At 60.2% G+C, this 17470-nt stretch carries 11 protein-coding genes; 8 read left to right on the forward strand and 3 right to left on the reverse strand.

Annotated features, from left to right (window positions below; all coding sequences use genetic code 11):
• Positions 1 to 19: 19 nt before the first annotated feature.
• Complete coding sequence (locus tag AC27VU_RS23985; protein WP_003227292.1) at positions 20 to 1270, reverse strand: ribonucleotide-diphosphate reductase subunit beta; 1251 nt, start codon at positions 1268 to 1270, stop codon at positions 20 to 22.
• A 553-nt stretch (positions 1271 to 1823) separates the two neighbouring features.
• A complete protein-coding gene (locus AC27VU_RS23990; protein WP_003227290.1) occupies positions 1824 to 2084 on the reverse strand; it encodes a DUF2790 domain-containing protein in 261 nt (86 codons plus the stop codon).
• 439 nt (positions 2085 to 2523) lie between these two features.
• Here AC27VU_RS23990 and acs point away from each other — a divergent pair, with 439 nt between their 5' ends.
• The 7 genes from acs to argR all read left to right on the forward strand — a co-directional run bounded on the left by acs (position 2524) and on the right by argR (position 10795).
• The gene (acs, locus tag AC27VU_RS23995; protein WP_488725049.1) at positions 2524 to 4479 is read left to right on the forward strand and encodes an acetate--CoA ligase; all 1956 of its coding nucleotides are present in this window, start codon (positions 2524 to 2526) and stop codon (positions 4477 to 4479) included.
• Positions 4480 to 5415: 936 nt separating this feature from the next.
• Positions 5416 to 6189: an ABC transporter substrate-binding protein gene (locus tag AC27VU_RS24000; protein WP_003227288.1), complete on the forward strand. Its 774-nt coding sequence runs from the start codon at positions 5416 to 5418 to the stop codon at positions 6187 to 6189.
• A 91-nt stretch (positions 6190 to 6280) separates the two neighbouring features.
• Positions 6281 to 6970, forward strand: coding sequence for an ABC transporter permease (locus AC27VU_RS24005; protein ID WP_003227287.1), 690 nt, complete (start codon positions 6281 to 6283; stop codon positions 6968 to 6970).
• The gene (locus tag AC27VU_RS24010; protein ID WP_003227285.1) at positions 6967 to 7665 is read left to right on the forward strand and encodes an ABC transporter permease; all 699 of its coding nucleotides are present in this window, start codon (positions 6967 to 6969) and stop codon (positions 7663 to 7665) included. Before AC27VU_RS24005 ends, AC27VU_RS24010 begins: the two co-directional genes overlap by 4 nt.
• Before the next feature lies 1 nt (position 7666).
• Complete coding sequence (locus AC27VU_RS24015) at positions 7667 to 8779, forward strand: M14 family metallopeptidase (RefSeq protein WP_488725050.1); 1113 nt, start codon at positions 7667 to 7669, stop codon at positions 8777 to 8779.
• A 27-nt stretch (positions 8780 to 8806) separates the two neighbouring features.
• A complete protein-coding gene (locus AC27VU_RS24020; RefSeq protein WP_003227281.1) occupies positions 8807 to 9571 on the forward strand; it encodes an ABC transporter ATP-binding protein in 765 nt (254 codons plus the stop codon).
• A gap of 231 nt (positions 9572 to 9802) precedes the next feature.
• On the forward strand, positions 9803 to 10795 hold the full coding sequence (argR, locus tag AC27VU_RS24025; protein WP_003227280.1) for a transcriptional regulator ArgR: 993 nt from the start codon (positions 9803 to 9805) through the stop codon (positions 10793 to 10795).
• Between the two features lie 26 nt (positions 10796 to 10821).
• Here argR and AC27VU_RS24030 read toward each other — a convergent pair whose 3' ends face one another.
• Positions 10822 to 15867 (reverse strand): dermonecrotic toxin domain-containing protein, encoded by a 5046-nt coding sequence (locus AC27VU_RS24030; RefSeq protein WP_488725051.1) that lies wholly within the window; start codon positions 15865 to 15867, stop codon positions 10822 to 10824.
• Positions 15868 to 16176: 309 nt separating this feature from the next.
• Here AC27VU_RS24030 and AC27VU_RS24035 point away from each other — a divergent pair, with 309 nt between their 5' ends.
• The gene (locus tag AC27VU_RS24035; protein ID WP_103522294.1) at positions 16177 to 17397 is read left to right on the forward strand and encodes an aspartate aminotransferase family protein; all 1221 of its coding nucleotides are present in this window, start codon (positions 16177 to 16179) and stop codon (positions 17395 to 17397) included.
• Positions 17398 to 17470 lie beyond the last annotated feature (73 nt).

The raw sequence follows: 17470 nt of genomic DNA on the forward strand, positions 1-17470 counted from the left end.
TCCTTCGTTATATAAAAACTTAATCCCAGCTCAACGCACCACCAGTCTGATACTCAATCACTCTCGTCTCAAAGAAATTCTTCTCTTTCTTCAAGTCCATAATCTCGCTCATCCAAGGGAACGGGTTAGTCGTCCCTGGGTACTCTTCTTTCAAACCAATCTGCGACAAACGACGGTTGGCGATGAACTTCAGGTAGTCCTCCATCATCGCCGCGTTCATACCCAGTACGCCGCGAGGCATGGTGTCGCGCGCGTATTCGATCTCCAGCTGCGTACCCTGCAGGATCATCTGGGTCGCTTCTTCCTTCATTTCGGCATCCCACAGGTGTGGGTTTTCGATTTTGATCTGGTTGATCACGTCGATACCGAAGTTCAGGTGCATGGATTCGTCGCGCAGGATGTATTGGAACTGCTCGGCGACGCCGGTCATTTTGTTGCGGCGGCCCATGGAGAGGATCTGGGTGAAGCCGCAGTAGAAGAAAATGCCTTCCAGTACGCAGTAGTAGGCGATCAGGTTGCGCAGCAGTTCTTTGTCGGTGTCCGGGGTGCCGGTTTCGAACTTCGGATCGGAGATCGAGCGGGTGTACTTCAGGCCCCAGGCTGCCTTTTTGGCGACCGACGGGATCTCGTGGTACATGTTGAAAATCTCGCCTTCATCCATGGCCAGCGATTCGATGCAGTACTGGTAGGCGTGGGTGTGGATCGCCTCTTCGAAGGCCTGGCGCAGGATGTACTGGCGGCATTCCGGGTTGGTGATCAGGCGGTACACGGCCAGCACCAGGTTGTTGGCAACCAGGGAGTCGGCGGTGGAGAAGAAGCCGAGGTTGCGCATCACGATGCGGCGCTCGTCGTCGGTCAGGCCTTCCGGGTTTTTCCAGAGGGCGATGTCGGCGGTCATGTTGACTTCTTGCGGCATCCAGTGGTTTGCGCAGCCGTCCAGGTACTTCTGCCAGGCCCAGTCGTACTTGAAAGGTACGAGTTGGTTGAGGTCGGCGCGGCAGTTGATCATGCGCTTTTCGTCAACGGCGACACGGGCGGAGGCGCCTTCGAGTTCGGCGAGGCCTTCGGCGACGTCGAGGGAATCCAGTGCAGCCTTGGCGCGGGCCACGGCGGCCGAGTCGTCGGCGGTCACGGCGCGGGCTTCCAGCGCTGCGGCACCGCCGGCGCTGTCGAGGCGGTCCATGTTGGCTTCAGTAGCGTGGCCGGCGTTGGCGCCTTTCACGGTTGCTACTTCACTGTCTTCTTTGTCGAATTCGTCCCAGCTCAGCATGACGTGTCGTCTCCTGCGTGAGGGCCTGTCGCCCCGTGTGAAACCTGATTGGTTGGTTGTTCACACGGTCGTACAGACCGCGTTGGATCTTAAGGAATCGTTTTTTGCAGCAGCTAAGGCAGGCAATAAAACAGAATTTTGTACGGGTTTCCGAGAGCCTCTGACGGGCGCAGATCAGCGTTGACGCTGCTGCGGGGCTTCAGAATGGCTTTTGTTCCCTGTAAGGGAATATTGCTGACCCGATTAGGGCGGCATTATAGGGAAAAAAACACGGCTGTGCTGAGGCGAATCCGCGCATGGAGCGGTCGAGGAGGCTGGTTTTTCGATGAGAGTGCGGGTTTACAGGGCTTTGCCGGGGATAGATTTTTTTTCGTAAAAATCTCGCGATTGTGGATTTGCTCAAAAAACGAACAAAAAAACCGGTTTTTCACTACATCTAGTGTTTTGCAAGCATTTTTGACGACTCCAGACACAACTGAGCCCGACCGAAGCCGGGCTGGAATCGACCCTCAAATGAGGCGCTGAGCGGTCCGATTCGGTGCAGTCTCACTCATCAATTGGTGCAGCCGTTACCCATGACGCTGTAGCGCAGGATGTGACGCTGACCCTTGGAGTCGTCGTATTCCATTTTCATCGGAACAACTTCGCAGACGTTTGGAACTTCGCTCATGGAAACTACGTTGGCGATGTCCAGGTGAGTCGAGTAAGTGTATTCCTCGATAGCCGGTTGTTGCTGTGCGACATCAGTCGGGACCTCGTCTGCCATGGCGGTTGCGCACAGACTGCTGAGGGCCAGAACCAATAAAGCTTTCATTTCAGATTTACCTTTTTGAGGTCGAGTGGGGTCACGCAACCTTTTTAGGGTTGCGTGTGGAACTTCATCACTTGGATAAGTTGATTAACGGCCTTCGTGGGGGCTGTAACGTTGTTAATCGGTTTGCCTTGTCGGCGATGCGGATTTTAGGGAGGTGGGGTGGGGGTAAACAGGTGGGGTTTTGATAAACACTTTTCGCGGTTTTGGTAACAATCGCCGCAAAACACCAAAAATCCCCTGTAGGAGCTGCCGAAGGCTGCGATCTTTTGATCCTGTTTTTAAAGGGCAAGATCAAAAGATCGCAGCCTTCGGCAGCTCCTACAGGGGTGGGGGTCTTGAGGGCGCAGGGCTTGTTACTACCATCGTCGAATGGTTCTATGGACCCGGCCCGGCTACAACGGGGTCATACAAAAACAACTATTACACCGAGGTAGGAAAGATGAGTGCGGCTTCTCTGTATCCCGTTCGTCCCGAGGTTCTGGCCAATACGCTGACTGACGAGGCGACCTACAAAGCCATGTACCAGCAGTCGGTCGTCAACCCTGACGGTTTCTGGCGCGAGCAAGCCAAGCGCCTCGACTGGATCAAGCCTTTCACCACGGTGAAGCAGACGTCCTTTGACGATCACCATGTCGACATCAAATGGTTCGCCGACGGCACCCTGAACGTTTCCTACAACTGCCTTGACCGTCATCTGGCCGAGCGCGGCGATCAGATCGCAATCATCTGGGAAGGCGATGCCCCTTCCGAAAGCCGCAACATCACTTATCGCGAACTCCATGAACAAGTCTGCAAACTGGCCAACGCCCTGCGTGGTCAGGACGTGCATCGCGGCGACGTGGTGACTATTTATATGCCGATGATCCCCGAAGCCGTGGTCGCCATGCTGGCCTGTACCCGGATCGGCGCGATTCATTCGGTGGTGTTCGGTGGTTTCTCGCCGGAAGCCTTGGCGGGACGGATCATCGACTGCAAATCGAAAGTGGTGATCACTGCTGACGAAGGCATCCGTGCCGGCAAGAAGATCTCGCTGAAAGCCAACGTCGACGATGCGCTGACCAACCCGGAAACCAGCAGCATCCAGAAAGTCATCGTGTGCAAGCGCACCGGTGGCGACATCAAGTGGAACCAGCATCGCGACATCTGGTACGAAGACCTGATGAAAGTGGCGGGCACTGTCTGCGCGCCGAAAGAGATGGGTGCCGAAGAAGCGCTGTTCATCCTTTATACCTCCGGCTCGACCGGCAAACCGAAGGGCGTGCAGCACACCACCGGCGGTTATCTGCTGTACGCGGCGATGACCCACGAGCGCGTGTTCGACTACCGTCCGGGCGAAATCTACTGGTGCACCGCCGACGTCGGCTGGGTCACCGGTCACAGCTACATCGTCTACGGCCCGTTGGCCAATGGCGCGACCACCGTGCTGTTCGAAGGCGTGCCGAACTATCCGGACATCACCCGGGTGGCGAAGATCGTCGACAAGCACAAGGTCAACATCCTCTACACCGCACCGACCGCGATCCGCGCGATGATGGCTTCGGGCACCGCCGCCGTTGAAGGCGCGGATGGCAGCAGTCTGCGTCTGCTCGGTTCGGTGGGCGAGCCGATCAATCCGGAAGCCTGGGACTGGTACTACAAGAATGTCGGCAAGTCGCGTTGCCCGATCGTCGATACCTGGTGGCAGACCGAAACCGGCGGCAACATGATGAGCCCGCTGCCGGGGGCGCATGCGCTGAAGCCGGGGTCGGCGGCACGTCCGTTTTTCGGCGTGGTACCGGCGCTGGTCGACAACCTCGGCAACATCATCGAGGGCGAGGCCGAGGGCAATCTGGTGATTCTCGATTCGTGGCCGGGTCAGGCGCGTACGCTGTATGGCGATCATGACCGCTTTGTCGACACCTACTTCAAGACCTTCCGTGGCATGTACTTCACCGGTGACGGTGCGCGGCGTGACGCTGATGGTTATTACTGGATCACCGGGCGTGTGGACGACGTGCTCAACGTCTCCGGCCACCGCATGGGCACCGCCGAGATCGAAAGCGCCATGGTTGCGCACCCGAAAGTCGCCGAAGCGGCGGTGGTCGGTGTGCCGCACGACATCAAGGGGCAGGGCATTTATGTCTACGTCACCTTGAAGAATGGTGAAGAGCCGAGTGAGCAACTGCGTCTGGAGCTGAAGAACTGGGTGCGCAAAGAGATCGGCCCGATTGCTTCGCCGGACGTGATCCAGTGGGCGCCGGGGTTGCCGAAGACCCGTTCGGGCAAGATCATGCGGCGGATTCTGCGCAAGATTGCTACGGCTGAGTACGATGGGTTGGGGGACATCTCGACCCTGGCGGATCCGGGTGTGGTGCAGCATTTGATTGATACGCACAAGACGATGAATGTGGCGTAGGCGTTAGCTCTGTAGAAGCCCTGTCCGGTGATGCCGGGCGGGGCTTTTTTGTGTCTGGGGTGGTGTGGTGGCTGTGCTGGCCTCTTCGCGAGCAAGCCCGCTCCCACAGGTTGATGTGTGTTCTGTCTGGAAGAATGCAATCCAGCTGGGGCTTTTTTGTGTCTTGAGGGTTTGTGGTGGCTGTGCCGGCCTCATCGCGAGCAAGCCCGCTCCCACAGGTTGATGTGTGTTCTGTCTGGAAGAATGCAATCCAGCTGGGGCTTTTTTGTGTCTTGAGGGTTTGTGGTGGCTGTGCTGGCCTCATCGCGAGCAAGCTCGCTCCCACAGTTGATGTGTTTTGTCTGGAAGAATGCAGGCCCACTGTGGGAGCGGGCTTGCTCGCGAAGGCGATCTGTCAGGCGGCGGTGTACTTCGCTGTCGTAATCCAAACCCACCCAACCAATAATTATCGATTTCCTGCGTAAGCCCCTTCCCGCTGTTACCCATCCCCGTCCGAGTAACCAAATGTGTAACCGCCCGCCCCGCAGCGGGGCGAAGGGAAACGCAATGCCCCGTTTTAGAGCCTTAAAACCCCCGGTGAAAAATAAGACACAACGCTGCGCTTGCCGGATTAGAAGGGTTTGCGAATAATAGGCCCGCAATTTGCAGCATAGATCGGTTCACTGTCTTTCGCTCTTGCATGAATTTGCAAGGCTGTCAATGCGCTCAAGCGGGTTTCTCTGTGCATCTGTAATTAGTTGTCGCATTGAAGAAATATCGGCTTCGGGCCTGTCGTTAGAATGCCGATCACTCGCTCATCGTGGCTGACGTTGAAACCCCCGATGGTTTCAATGGGAAATTTCCCACCGATGCTGCGCCGCTTTCCCGATTCACCCATTCGCATATTGGGCTGTCGCTCACTCTGCCGTTTTTGCCCTTTACCGATGGAGTCCCAAGATGAAGAAACTTGTGCTGCTTGGCGCCCTGGCACTGTCCGTGCTGTCGCTGAATTCCTTCGCTGATGAAAAACCTCTGAAGATCGGTATCGAAGCGGCTTACCCTCCGTTCGCTTCCAAAGCGCCGGATGGCAGCATCGTCGGTTTCGACTACGACATCGGCAACGCCCTGTGCGAGCAGATGCAGGTCAAGTGTGTGTGGGTCGAGCAAGAGTTCGACGGTCTGATCCCGGCACTGAAAGTGCGCAAGATCGACGCGATCCTGTCGTCCATGTCGATCACTGAAGACCGCAAGAAATCCGTGGACTTCACCAACAAGTACTACAACACCCCGGCCCGTCTGGTCATGAAGCAAGGCACCGTTGTCAGCGACAACCTGTCTGAGCTCAAGGGCAAGAACATCGGTGTGCAACGTGGTTCGATCCACGAGCGTTTCGCTCGCGAAGTCCTGGCCCCGCTGGGTGCCGAGATCAAGCCATACGGCTCGCAGAACGAAATCTACCTCGACGTGGCCGCTGGTCGCCTCGACGGTACCGTGGCTGACGCCACTCTGCTGCAGGACGGCTTCCTGAACACTGATTCCGGCAAAGGTTTCGCCTTCGTTGGCCCGCAGTTCACTGACGTCAAATACTTCGGCGACGGCGTGGGCATTGCTGTGCGCAAGGGCGACGCGCTGAAAGACAAGATCAACGCGGCCATCGCGGCCATCCGTGAAAACGGTAAATACAAAGCCATCCAGGACAAATACTTCGCCTTCGATATCTACGGCAAGTAACACGTCTCTGCGACAAGTCAGAAATGGCGCAAGCAACAGGATCTCTGCGGTTTGCGCCATTTTTTCATCCCAACTTTCGAGGACCTGAATCATGTTGAAAGGCTACGGGGCTGTCATCCTCGATGGCGCATGGCTGACGCTTCAGCTCGCCTTGTCGTCCATGGCCCTGGCCATCGTTCTCGGGCTGATCGGCGTCGCGTTGCGCCTGTCGCCGATTCGTTGGCTGGCGTGGCTGGGCGATCTGTATTCCACGGTGATCCGCGGGATTCCCGACCTGGTGCTGATCCTGCTGATCTTTTACGGCGGTCAGGACTTGCTCAACCGCGTCGCGCCGATGCTCGGTTATGACGACTACATCGACCTGAACCCGCTGGCCGCCGGTATCGGCACCCTCGGTTTCATCTTCGGTGCGTACCTGTCGGAGACGTTCCGTGGCGCGTTCATGGCGATCCCCAAGGGCCAGGCCGAAGCCGGCATGGCCTACGGCATGAGCAGTTTTCAGGTGTTCTTCCGGGTGATGGTGCCGCAGATGATTCGTCTGGCGATCCCTGGTTTCACCAACAACTGGCTGGTGCTGACCAAGGCCACCGCGCTGATTTCGGTAGTCGGTCTGCAAGACATGATGTTCAAGGCCAAGCAGGCGGCGGATGCCACCCGCGAGCCTTTCACCTTCTTCCTCGCAGTGGCGGCGATGTACCTGGTGATCACCAGTGTCTCGTTGCTGGCGCTGCGTCACCTTGAGAAGCGCTACTCGGTAGGCGTAAGGGCGGCTGATCTATGATCTTCGACTACAACGTCATTTGGGAGGCCATGCCGCTGTACCTCGGCGGCCTGCTGACCACCCTCAAACTGCTCGCGCTGTCGCTGTTGTTCGGTCTGTTGGCGGCACTGCCGCTGGGCCTGATGCGCGTCTCCAAGAACCCGATCGTCAATGGCGCCGCGTGGCTCTACACCTACGTGATCCGCGGCACGCCGATGCTGGTGCAGCTGTTCCTGATCTACTACGGTCTGGCGCAGTTCGAAGCAGTACGTGAAAGCTTCTTGTGGCCGTGGCTGTCCAGCGCGACGTTCTGTGCGTGCCTGGCGTTCGCGATCAACACCAGCGCCTACACCGCCGAGATCATTGCCGGCAGCCTCAAGGCCACGCCTAACGGCGAGATCGAAGCCGCCAAGGCCATGGGCATGTCGCGCTTCAAACTGTACAAGCGCATTCTGTTGCCATCGGCCCTGCGCCGGGCGCTGCCGCAGTACAGCAACGAAGTGATCATGATGCTGCAGACCACCAGTCTGGCGTCCATCGTGACCCTGATCGACATCACCGGCGCGGCCCGTACCGTCAACGCGCAGTACTACCTGCCGTTCGAGGCGTACATCACCGCCGGCGTGTTCTACCTGTGCCTGACCTTCATTCTGGTGAAGCTGTTCAAGCTGGCCGAGCGCCGCTGGTTGAGCTACCTGGCCCCGCGGAAGCACTGATATGGAACGCATCGACCACGTATTGCCGTGGAGCCACTTGGGCAGCGAGCGCAAGATCTCGGTCTTCCGCTTCGGTCAGGGCGAGCGCAAGGCTTACATTCAAGCGAGCCTGCACGCTGACGAACTGCCGGGCATGCGCACCGCCTGGGAGCTGAAAAAGCGCCTCGGCGAGCTCGAAGCCCAAGGCCTGCTCAACGGCGTGATCGAGCTGGTGCCGGTCGCCAACCCGCTGGGCCTCGGCCAGTTGCTGCAAGGCAATCATCAGGGGCGTTTCGAGGCGGGCAGCGGCAAGAATTTCAACCGTGATTTCGTCGAGCTGAGCGCGCCGGTTGCGGCGGCGCTGGCCGACCGTCTCGGTGACGATCCGCACGCCAACATTCGCCTGATCCGTCAGGCCATGGCTGATCATCTGGCGGCACTGCCCGAAGCGAGCAGCCAGTTGCAAGGCATGCAGCGCGTTTTGCTCAGCCACGCCTGCACCGCCGACGTGGTGCTCGACTTGCATTGCGACGCTGAAGCCGCGCTGCACATGTATGCGCTGCCGCAGCACTGGCCGCAGTGGCGCTCCTTGGCGGCGCACCTGAATGTGAAGGTCGGTTTGCTGGCGGAAGATTCCGGCGGCAGCTCCTTCGATGAAGCGTGCTCGTTGCCGTGGTTGCGTCTGTCGCGGCAGTTCCCGGACGCGCAGATTCCGCTGGCGTGCCTGGCGACTACCGTCGAACTCGGCGGTCAGGCCAATACCGACCGCGCGGATGCGGTGGCCTGGGCCGAAGGCATTCTGGCGTTCCTTGCCGAGCAGGGCCTGATTACGGGCGAGTGGCCGAAACCGGCCAACGAAGCGTGCGAAGGCATGCCGTTCGAAGGCACTGAATTACTGTTGGCACCGCACCCCGGTGTGGTGAGTTTTCTGCGTAAACCCGGCGAGTGGGTTGAAGCCGGGGATGAGATTTTCGAAGTGATCGACCCTGTGTCCGATCGGGTCAGCACGGTGTGTGCTGGTACGTCCGGGGTGCTGTTTGCCATTGAACGGCTGCGCTATGCCCAACCCGGTTTCTGGCTGGCCAAGGTGGCGGGGCGCGAAGCGCTGCGTCACGGGCGCTTGCTCAACGACTGACTGACTGTTTTTGTGAGAACCGACCGCATGTACAAACTTGAAGTCCAAGACCTGCATAAACGCTATGGCAGTCACGAAGTGCTCAAGGGCGTGTCCCTGAAAGCGGCAGCCGGCGATGTGATCAGCATCATCGGCTCCAGTGGCTCCGGCAAAAGTACTTTCCTGCGCTGCATCAACCTGCTTGAGCAGCCGCACGCGGGCAAGATCCTGCTCAACAACGAAGAGCTGAAGCTGGTCGCCAACAAGGACGGCGCGCTGAAGGCCGCTGATCCGAAACAGCTGCAGCGCATGCGTTCGCGCCTGTCGATGGTGTTCCAGCATTTCAACTTGTGGTCGCACATGACCGCGCTGGAAAACATCATGGAAGCGCCGGTCCACGTACTCGGTGTTTCCAAGGCTGAAGCGCGCGAGAAGGCCGAGCACTACCTGAACAAGGTTGGCGTGGCCCATCGTAAAGACGCGTTCCCGGGGCACATGTCCGGTGGCGAGCAGCAACGTGTGGCGATCGCCCGTGCGCTGGCGATGGAACCGGAAGTGATGCTGTTCGACGAACCGACTTCGGCCCTCGACCCGGAGCTGGTTGGCGACGTACTCAAAGTGATGCAAGCCCTCGCTCAGGAAGGCCGCACCATGGTCGTGGTCACGCACGAAATGGGCTTCGCCCGTGAAGTGTCGAACCAGTTGGTGTTCCTGCACAAAGGTGTGGTGGAGGAGAGCGGCAACCCGCGCGAAGTGCTGGTCAATCCGCAATCCGAGCGCTTGCAACAATTCCTGTCGGGTAGCCTCAAGTAATCGCTCCCGTTATGCACCAAATTAGGTCATGCTTCGCGACCTGAAGACTTGCTCGGCCCTCTGTGGGAGCGGGCTTGCTCGCGAAAGCGGTGTTTCAGTCGACATCATTGGTGTCTGATCTACCGCATTCGCGAGCAAGCCCGCTCCCACAATGGATCTGCGACAGTTTCGATTACGGGCTAGCATTGGCCCATGCCTTCATCACCGTTTTTCGTTTCGGATTGCCCGCCCATGACTGCCCATCGAATTGGTTTCCTGATTTGGCCCAGCACTAAAGCTCTGACGCTGGCGCTGGCGGAGGAGGCCTTGCGTGTTGCTCAGCGGGTGCATCCGGAGGTGGTTTACGAGCTGTCGTTCCTGCAGGCTGAAGCCAGCACCGAAGCCACGGCCGAAGGCGCCTGGCAACTGCCCGGCGAGGCCTGGACCGGCAAGCTGGAAAACTTCCAGAAGCTGTTCCTGCTCGCCGACGAGCCGCCGACCACCCTGGCCCCGGCACTCAGCAGCGCGCTCAAGCAACTGGTGCGTGCCGGTTGCGTGATCGGTGGTCTGTCGGCAGGCGTGTATCCGTTGGCGCAACTCGGTCTGCTCGACGGTTATCGCGCGGCCGTGCACTGGCGCTGGCAGGACGATTTCGCCGAGCGCTTCCCGAAAGTCATCGCCACCAGTCACCTGTTCGACTGGGATCGCGATCGCCTGACCGCGTGCGGCGGCATGTCGGTACTCGACCTGCTGCTGGCAGTGCTGGCCCGCGATCACGGTGCGGAACTGGCCGGTGCGGTCTCCGAAGAACTGGTGGTCGAGCGCATCCGCGAGGGCGGCGAGCGTCAGCGCATCCCATTGCAGAACCGCCTCGGTTCCAGCCATCCGAAGCTCACGCAAGCCGTGTTGCTGATGGAAGCCAATATCGAAGAGCCGCTGACCACCGACGAAATCGCCCAGCACGTGTGCGTGTCCCGTCGACAGCTGGAGCGGATCTTCAAGCAATACCTCAACCGCGTGCCGAGCCAGTACTACCTGGAACTGCGCCTGAACAAGGCCCGGCAGATGTTGATGCAGACCAGCAAGTCGATCATCCAGATCGGCCTGTCCTGCGGTTTCTCCTCGGGGCCGCATTTCTCCAGCGCCTATCGCAACTTCTTCGGCGCCACGCCGCGGGAAGATCGCAACCAGCGGCGCAGCAGCAGTCCGTTCGAACTGTCGTCGGTGCCGCCGGAGCGCGGTTGACGCGTCCCGGCCAATTGCGCTGAACATCACTCGTCGGCTTCGGATTCTTCGGACGTCGACACCTCCATTTCCGCCCGGTCGATGACAGCCTCCACGCCAAAGTCGATGCGGTATTTTCTGAAGTAGGCGATCAGCCGTTGAATGCTGATTTCAGAGAGCGGGTTGTCCCGCAGGTTGATTTTGTCTGCGCGCTCCTCGGGCAGTTCGAGGATGTCGCTGGGGATATCGCTTATAGCGTTGCCATCCAGCGCGACGACATCCAGATGTTCGAGCTGCAGCAAGCCACGGGGCAGGCCGGTAATGCCGGTGTTGTCCAGCAGCAGAGTCGACAGGTCGCTCATCTGGCTGACATCCGGAATTTCTCCCAGTGGGTTGTCGCTCAGATCCAGATGATCCAGGCGCTCCATTTGCGCCAGCTCCAGAGCCGTTTCACGGGTCAGGGTGATGTGGCATTCCGAGAGCGACAGGTAGCTGAGGTCGGCCATCCGGAATATCGCCGCAGGAATCTGTTCGAGCCGAAACTGGTAGAGCGTCAGCGCCTTCAGGTTGGGAAAGGTTTGCAGAAACTCCGCAGTGCCAGAGGTGTGTCCCGGTCGGCTCCTCATGTAGAGATGCGTGAGGTGGGAAAAGTCGGCGTTGAGCGCGGGCAGATCACCGGTGATGGTCATGGACAGGTTCAGGTCGTAGAGCGGTTGGCTGTCCTGATCAAAATCATCCTGTTCGGTTTCCCGGCGCCAGCTCTGTTCGATGCGGTTCTTGAATTCGAGGCGCGCTTCCTGCTCGTTCAGTACCTCTTCGAGGGTAAAGGGTTCGCCACTGATCGGATGCAGCAAGGGGTGTTCGGTGCTCCAGTCGGCGAGGCTGTCGCTCATGTTGCGAAACTCGGACTCGCGGCGCGTCAGCTCGACTCGGCCCTCAGCCAGCGTGCCGGGCAGCAGGTAGAAGAGCTCGCTGGCCTGTTCCTGATCCATCTGGGTGTACAGCGCTTGCACGCGCTGCAGGTCGGCGGACTCGGCCAGTACGCCGAAGTCCTGACGGGTTTGATTGAAGTGATGTTTGATCCGTTCGCGGTCTGCGGCACCGATCGGGTTACCCCCGAGGTCGAAGCCCTCCGGAATGTTGTTGGGCAGTTCGAAAAGTGCCGGGGGTAACGCTTCGATCGCGTTGTCATTGAGCAATGCGGTGCGCAATTGCTGGCGCGACAACAGGCCGGCCGGCAGCGTCGAAATGCCGGTTTCCGAGACGTCGATGTAACTCAGCCTGGCCATTCTCTCGACGTTGGGCGCAAGGCCCAGCGGGTTGTGGAACAGGTCGAGGATTTTCAGATTTGTCTGGGCTGCCAGTGTTGCTTGAGTTTCGGGCGTCAGGGTAATGCCGCACTCGCTGAGCACCAGTTCGCGCAGTTGCGGTGAACGGTTGATGGCTTGCGGCAGTTCGCCCAGAGGCATGCTGCGCAACACCAGGCGCCGCAGGCCGGAGAAGTTGTTGAGGAACCCGTGTACCCCCCGAGTGCCGGCGACACCTTCGATCGTCAGGTAATCCACGTGACTGAAATTGACCTCCACTTGCGGCAGCTCGCCGAGAATCGGATGGGACAGGCGCAGGTCGATCGTGTGTTCGGTGTCTTCCGGCAGCACCACCTGTTGCTTCCAGCAGTCGATGAGGTCGACGCGCATTTGCCGTCGGCGCTGGCGCTGGATGGCGTACTGCTCGGTGTTGAGCTGGACCCCGGTTTCCGGGTGCACTTGGGGCACCGCATCGACCCACGGATCAAGGACTGCGACCAGGCGCTGACGCTCGGTGATCAACCGGTACAGCTCGCTGCGCGGACCACTCGGGTGGCGTTGCAGGCGGGCGACAAATTCTTCCAGCTCTTCCGGAAGCAAGTGCGGCAGCAGCCAGTGCGCGTGTGCTTGCAAGGTCGGCGTGTCGGTGGGCATGCGCCGATGGCCGGTGGCGCCTCCGCGCAAGCGCATGATCGTCGGGTCGTAGGCGGGTTTGCGGTTCGGGTTTTGTGCGAGCAGTGCCAGTAGCGTTTCCCGGGGCAGCAAGTGTTGGCGAATCAGCTGTTCGAACTCGGTCATTTCGCCAGTGCCGATGTTCAGCGCCGAGCGCTCGGTGTCTGGCAAGGCTTGCAGCAGGCTGGAGGACAGTGAGCCGGAGGTGCGAAGTGGTTGGTCGGTCTCATCGAAGGGCTGATAGTCACCCTGTTCAGTCAGCACCAGTGTCCTGCGAATGGTAGCGCTCTTCGGGCCAATGCTGTCGAGCAGGCGCCCGTCGCGGCTGTAATGCCTGACCTCAAGGCGCAACGAATCCGACCAGCCCGGCAGGCGAGGCAGTGTGTGCAGGATCAGGCGATCCGTGTCGAGATTGTGCGCTGCGGCTTTCAGCGTCAGGCCCTCCAGGGCTCGGCTTGCGCGCACTTGCAGGCCAGCCTCCTGAGTCAGTTCGACCAGGCGCGGGGATAGCGTCGAGCGCTGCAGTTGCTGGCACTCGGCGTCACTCGCGGTTTCGACGATCGCCTGGGCCAGATGCCTGGGCAGGCCGGGTTCGGCATCCATCAATGCCTGGGTCAGCGCGCCGGCACCCCGTTGCAGTTGGCGATAGCGATCTTCGAACAGGCGTTGGCGCTGCTGTTGCGCCAGTTCGGCAACGGTGTGGCGCAGGCGCGTGGCACCGGCCTCTGGCGTGGGGGCCGGTGCCTGCGGGGCTTCGCCCAGCAGTGTGTTTCTTTGTGCAGGGGTCAGACGTTGCAGCCAGGTTTTCAGCAGGTCGCCATCGTCCAGCCGTGTTCCTTCAATCTGGATGAATGGCACATCGGCGACGGGACTGCGCCACAGGGTTCGCCCCTGGCGATCAATCAGTTTCAGGCCGCAGTCGGCGGGCCAGTGGCCGTGGTCAAACAGCAGTTGCAGTTGGCTGGCGGGATCGGCCTTGAGGTAGTCCTCGGCACGGTGGCTGCCGACCTGTTCGATGAACAATTGAAGGTCCTGGTCGATCTGCCAGCGTTCGAGCGTGTCGACCAGCAGCGGTGGCAACTGACCTAGCTCGACATGCATCTGGCGCAAGGCGTTTTCTTCGCAGCCGCTGATGTTCAGCAGACGTTCTTGCAGCTCTGCGGGAAGACGCTGCATCAACGGGCTGCTGCGGCTCAGCACGGTGGCGCGGTCCCAGCCCAGTGGCTGGTCGAGTTCGGTTTGCCAGGCGCCGGCGGCGTTGTGCCGCAGGGCCGGTTTGTAGGCCTCGGGACGCGTCGGATGGTCGATGCGATGCGCGCCCGTTTCGGCGGCGCGGCTGACGGCATAGCGCTTTTGTCCCAGGGGCAGCAGGGTCTTGCCTTGGTGGTGTTGCAGGCCCAATGCGTCGGTTTGCAGGTCTTTGGGCAAGGCGCCGGGCAATTCGTAGGGGCGCAGGTCGGGCTTCCAGTAGAGGGTCTTGCCATTCGCGGCCTTCACCGGAATGAAGCGGTCGATGAACTTGACGACATCGCTCGGCAGCAGCGCGCGAAACTCGCCGGCCGTGAGGACGCCTCCGGCAGCAAAGGTGCCGACTTGCACAACGGATTCCACGGCGCCCATGAAGTGCCCGAGGGCTTCACGTGGCAGTGCTTCAGCCCAGTCGACGATACTTTCGAACGCCTCGTCGAGCATCTGGTAGGCGGTGTAGGCGAGCATCAGTTCACCGAGAAACGGCACGAATGGCAGGGCAACGAAAGCGACGATATTGAGCAGGGTCTGGGCGATTTCGGTGAAGGAATCCCAGAGTGCCCAGCGCGCTTTGCGATCGACCGTGGCGGTCGAAACGGCGACGACTCGGGCATCGTTGAGCATTTTGTCGAGCTTGCGTTGGTATAGATAGGTGAACAGCTCAGCGCGAATCGGGGTCGCGGCTACTTGCAGGAGCGGGCGTTCAGTCGAGGTCTCGCGCCAGGTGGGGCGTGGGTCGCCGGTTTGTACCGGTTGCCAGGTAACAGGGCCGAGGAGGTTGTTCAACCGGCCGAAAAAATGACCGCGCTCGGCATGCTCGATAAAGCGGCTGAAAAAGGCCTGGTATTGCGGATCGCGCAGGCGCTGGGCCAGCTCCTCGGTGAAGGCGCCGGTGCTGGCGTACTCCTTGACCGGGTGCAGCGGGTCATCGGGAATGTACACCACCACCCGCGCTGGCGCGTTTGCTGCTTCAAGGTTCGGCGCGAACAGCACGATGCCGGTCAGGCTGGCGTCCAGCATCGTCAGCGCATGGCATTGCCACGCCTGACGATTGAGGCGCAAATGCTGCAAGCCATCGAGCAGGCCGAGAAACAGGCGATGCACATCGGCACCGAGGTTTTTTTGCATGTAGGCCATCTGCAGGGCAGCGACCAGCGCGGCTTTTTCGCTTGCGTAGACTCTGGCTTGCAGCACCGCCGCGACCAGCGGATTGCTCAAGCCCAGGTTGTCTTGCAGATACACGCTGTAGCGCCGGCCGATATCCAGTTCGCGGCACAGGCGGGTGAAGGCGATGATCGGCATCGACTCAAGCATGCCCGGCAATATGCGGAACCGGCCTTCGGGTGAAGGCTGGCTGATATAGGCCGAAGCGGGTTCGAAAGCGTCATCGGTGGTCTCGCTGCTTTCAAAATTGTGCAGCGCGGCGTCCAGCAGCGAGACGGTCCAGGTGCGCGCGGCGCCCGATTTGATTCGCAGCCACGGAACATGAGCTGGCAGGTACAGGCGCAGGAAAACCTGTCTGACATCCAGCAGCAGGCCAAAGCGTTTTTGCAGCTCGGCGCGCAGTAACGGTTCGGCGAAGGTTTTGGCGTCTTGCAGGCGGGCGAGGCTTTGCTCGACTCGGTTGTGTGCAGTCCAGTGCGCGGCATTCAGCGCGCGCAGCTTTTCATGGTCGTTGCGCGAGGCTCGCACGAGGCTGACGGGCAGTAGAGGACTGGCCTGTTTCAAAGCTTCGCGCTTGTGTGCTGCAGCCTTGCTCAACCATGTCGGAATGGCTTGGAGCAGCGGTTGATAGTGTGCGTCCTGCCGGGGAAGCAGCAGTGCGTCGGGCAGTGTCGCGAGGGTGGAGGTGGTTTCGTGAATCATGGGGTGAGGCCATTTGCCTGGGAAAGGTCCATAGCAAACACCGGCCATTGATTCGATGTGCGGTACATATATACCGCACCCCATAAAACTCTCTTGCGTAAGATCCCGAGTACGTCTGCGCAAACGGCGGCGTGCAGTTTAAACTGCGCCTTTGCGACGCTATATGTCGCATTGCCGTAAACCCGGGAAAATCCGGGGTTTGCGCTATAAGAAGTTGTCGCTTGGCGGCAAGGCCGGGCTGAAAACTGTCCTTACAATCCCCCCATCGCTCGCCAGTTTCAGGCGGGTGGCCCTCATCAGGAGACTCCGATGTCCGTTGAGCACGCTGCGGTACAACGCGCCGATTTCGACCAGGTAATGGTTCCCAACTACGCGCCTGCCGCTTTCATTCCGGTGCGTGGCGCCGGTTCCCGCGTCTGGGATCAGGCCGGCCGCGAGCTGATCGACTTCGCCGGCGGCATCGCCGTTAACGTATTGGGCCATGCGCATCCGGCGCTGGTCGGTGCCTTGACCGAGCAAGCGAACAAGCTGTGGCACGTATCCAACGTGTTCACCAACGAGCCGGCCCTGCGCCTGGCGCACAAGCTGATCGACGCCACGTTCGCCGAGCGCGTGTTCTTCTGCAACTCCGGCGCTGAAGCCAACGAGGCCGCATTCAAGCTGGCCCGTCGCGTAGCGTTCGACCGTTTCGGCAGCGAGAAGTACGAGATCATCGCCGCGCTCAACAGCTTCCACGGCCGTACCCTGTTCACCGTCAACGTCGGTGGCCAGTCGAAGTACTCCGACGGTTTCGGTCCGAAAATCACCGGCATCACCCACGTCCCTTACAACGACCTGGCCGCGCTGAAAGCGGCGGTTTCCGACAAGACCTGTGCGGTCGTGCTCGAACCGATCCAGGGCGAGGGCGGTGTACTGCCGGCCGAGCTGGCTTACCTGCAAGGTGCCCGCGAACTGTGCGACGCGAACAACGCGCTGCTGGTGTTCGACGAAGTGCAGACCGGCATGGGCCGTACCGGCCACCTGTTCGCCTATCAGCATTACGGCGTGACCCCGGACATCCTGACCAGCGCCAAGAGCCTGGGCGGTGGTTTCCCGATCGCCGCGATGCTGACCACCGAAGCGCTGGCCAAGCATCTGGTCGTCGGCACCCACGGCACCACCTACGGCGGCAACCCGCTGGCGTGCGCCGTTGCCGAGGCAGTGATCGACGTGATCAACACCCCTGAGGTGCTGAACGGCGTCAACGCCAAGCACGACAAATTCAAGACCCGCCTGCAGCAGATCGGCGAGAAGTACGGCCTGTTCACTCAGGTGCGTGGCCTCGGTCTGTTGATCGGTTGTGTGCTGAGCGAAGCCTGGAAAGGCAAGGCCAAGGACATCTTCAACGCCGCTGAAAAAGAAGGCCTGATGATTCTGCAGGCTGGCCCGGACGTGATTCGTTTCGCCCCGAGCCTGGTGGTGGAAGACGCCGATATCGACGCCGGTCTGGACCGCTTCGAACGCGCCGCGGCAACACTGACGCAAGCCTGATAGACCCTTCGACGCCCGAGGATTTGGGCGTCGAACCCAATTTTTGATACCGGGCAATATCAAATGTGGGAGC

The organism is Pseudomonas sp. 14P5.3.2 (genome assembly GCF_057799175.1).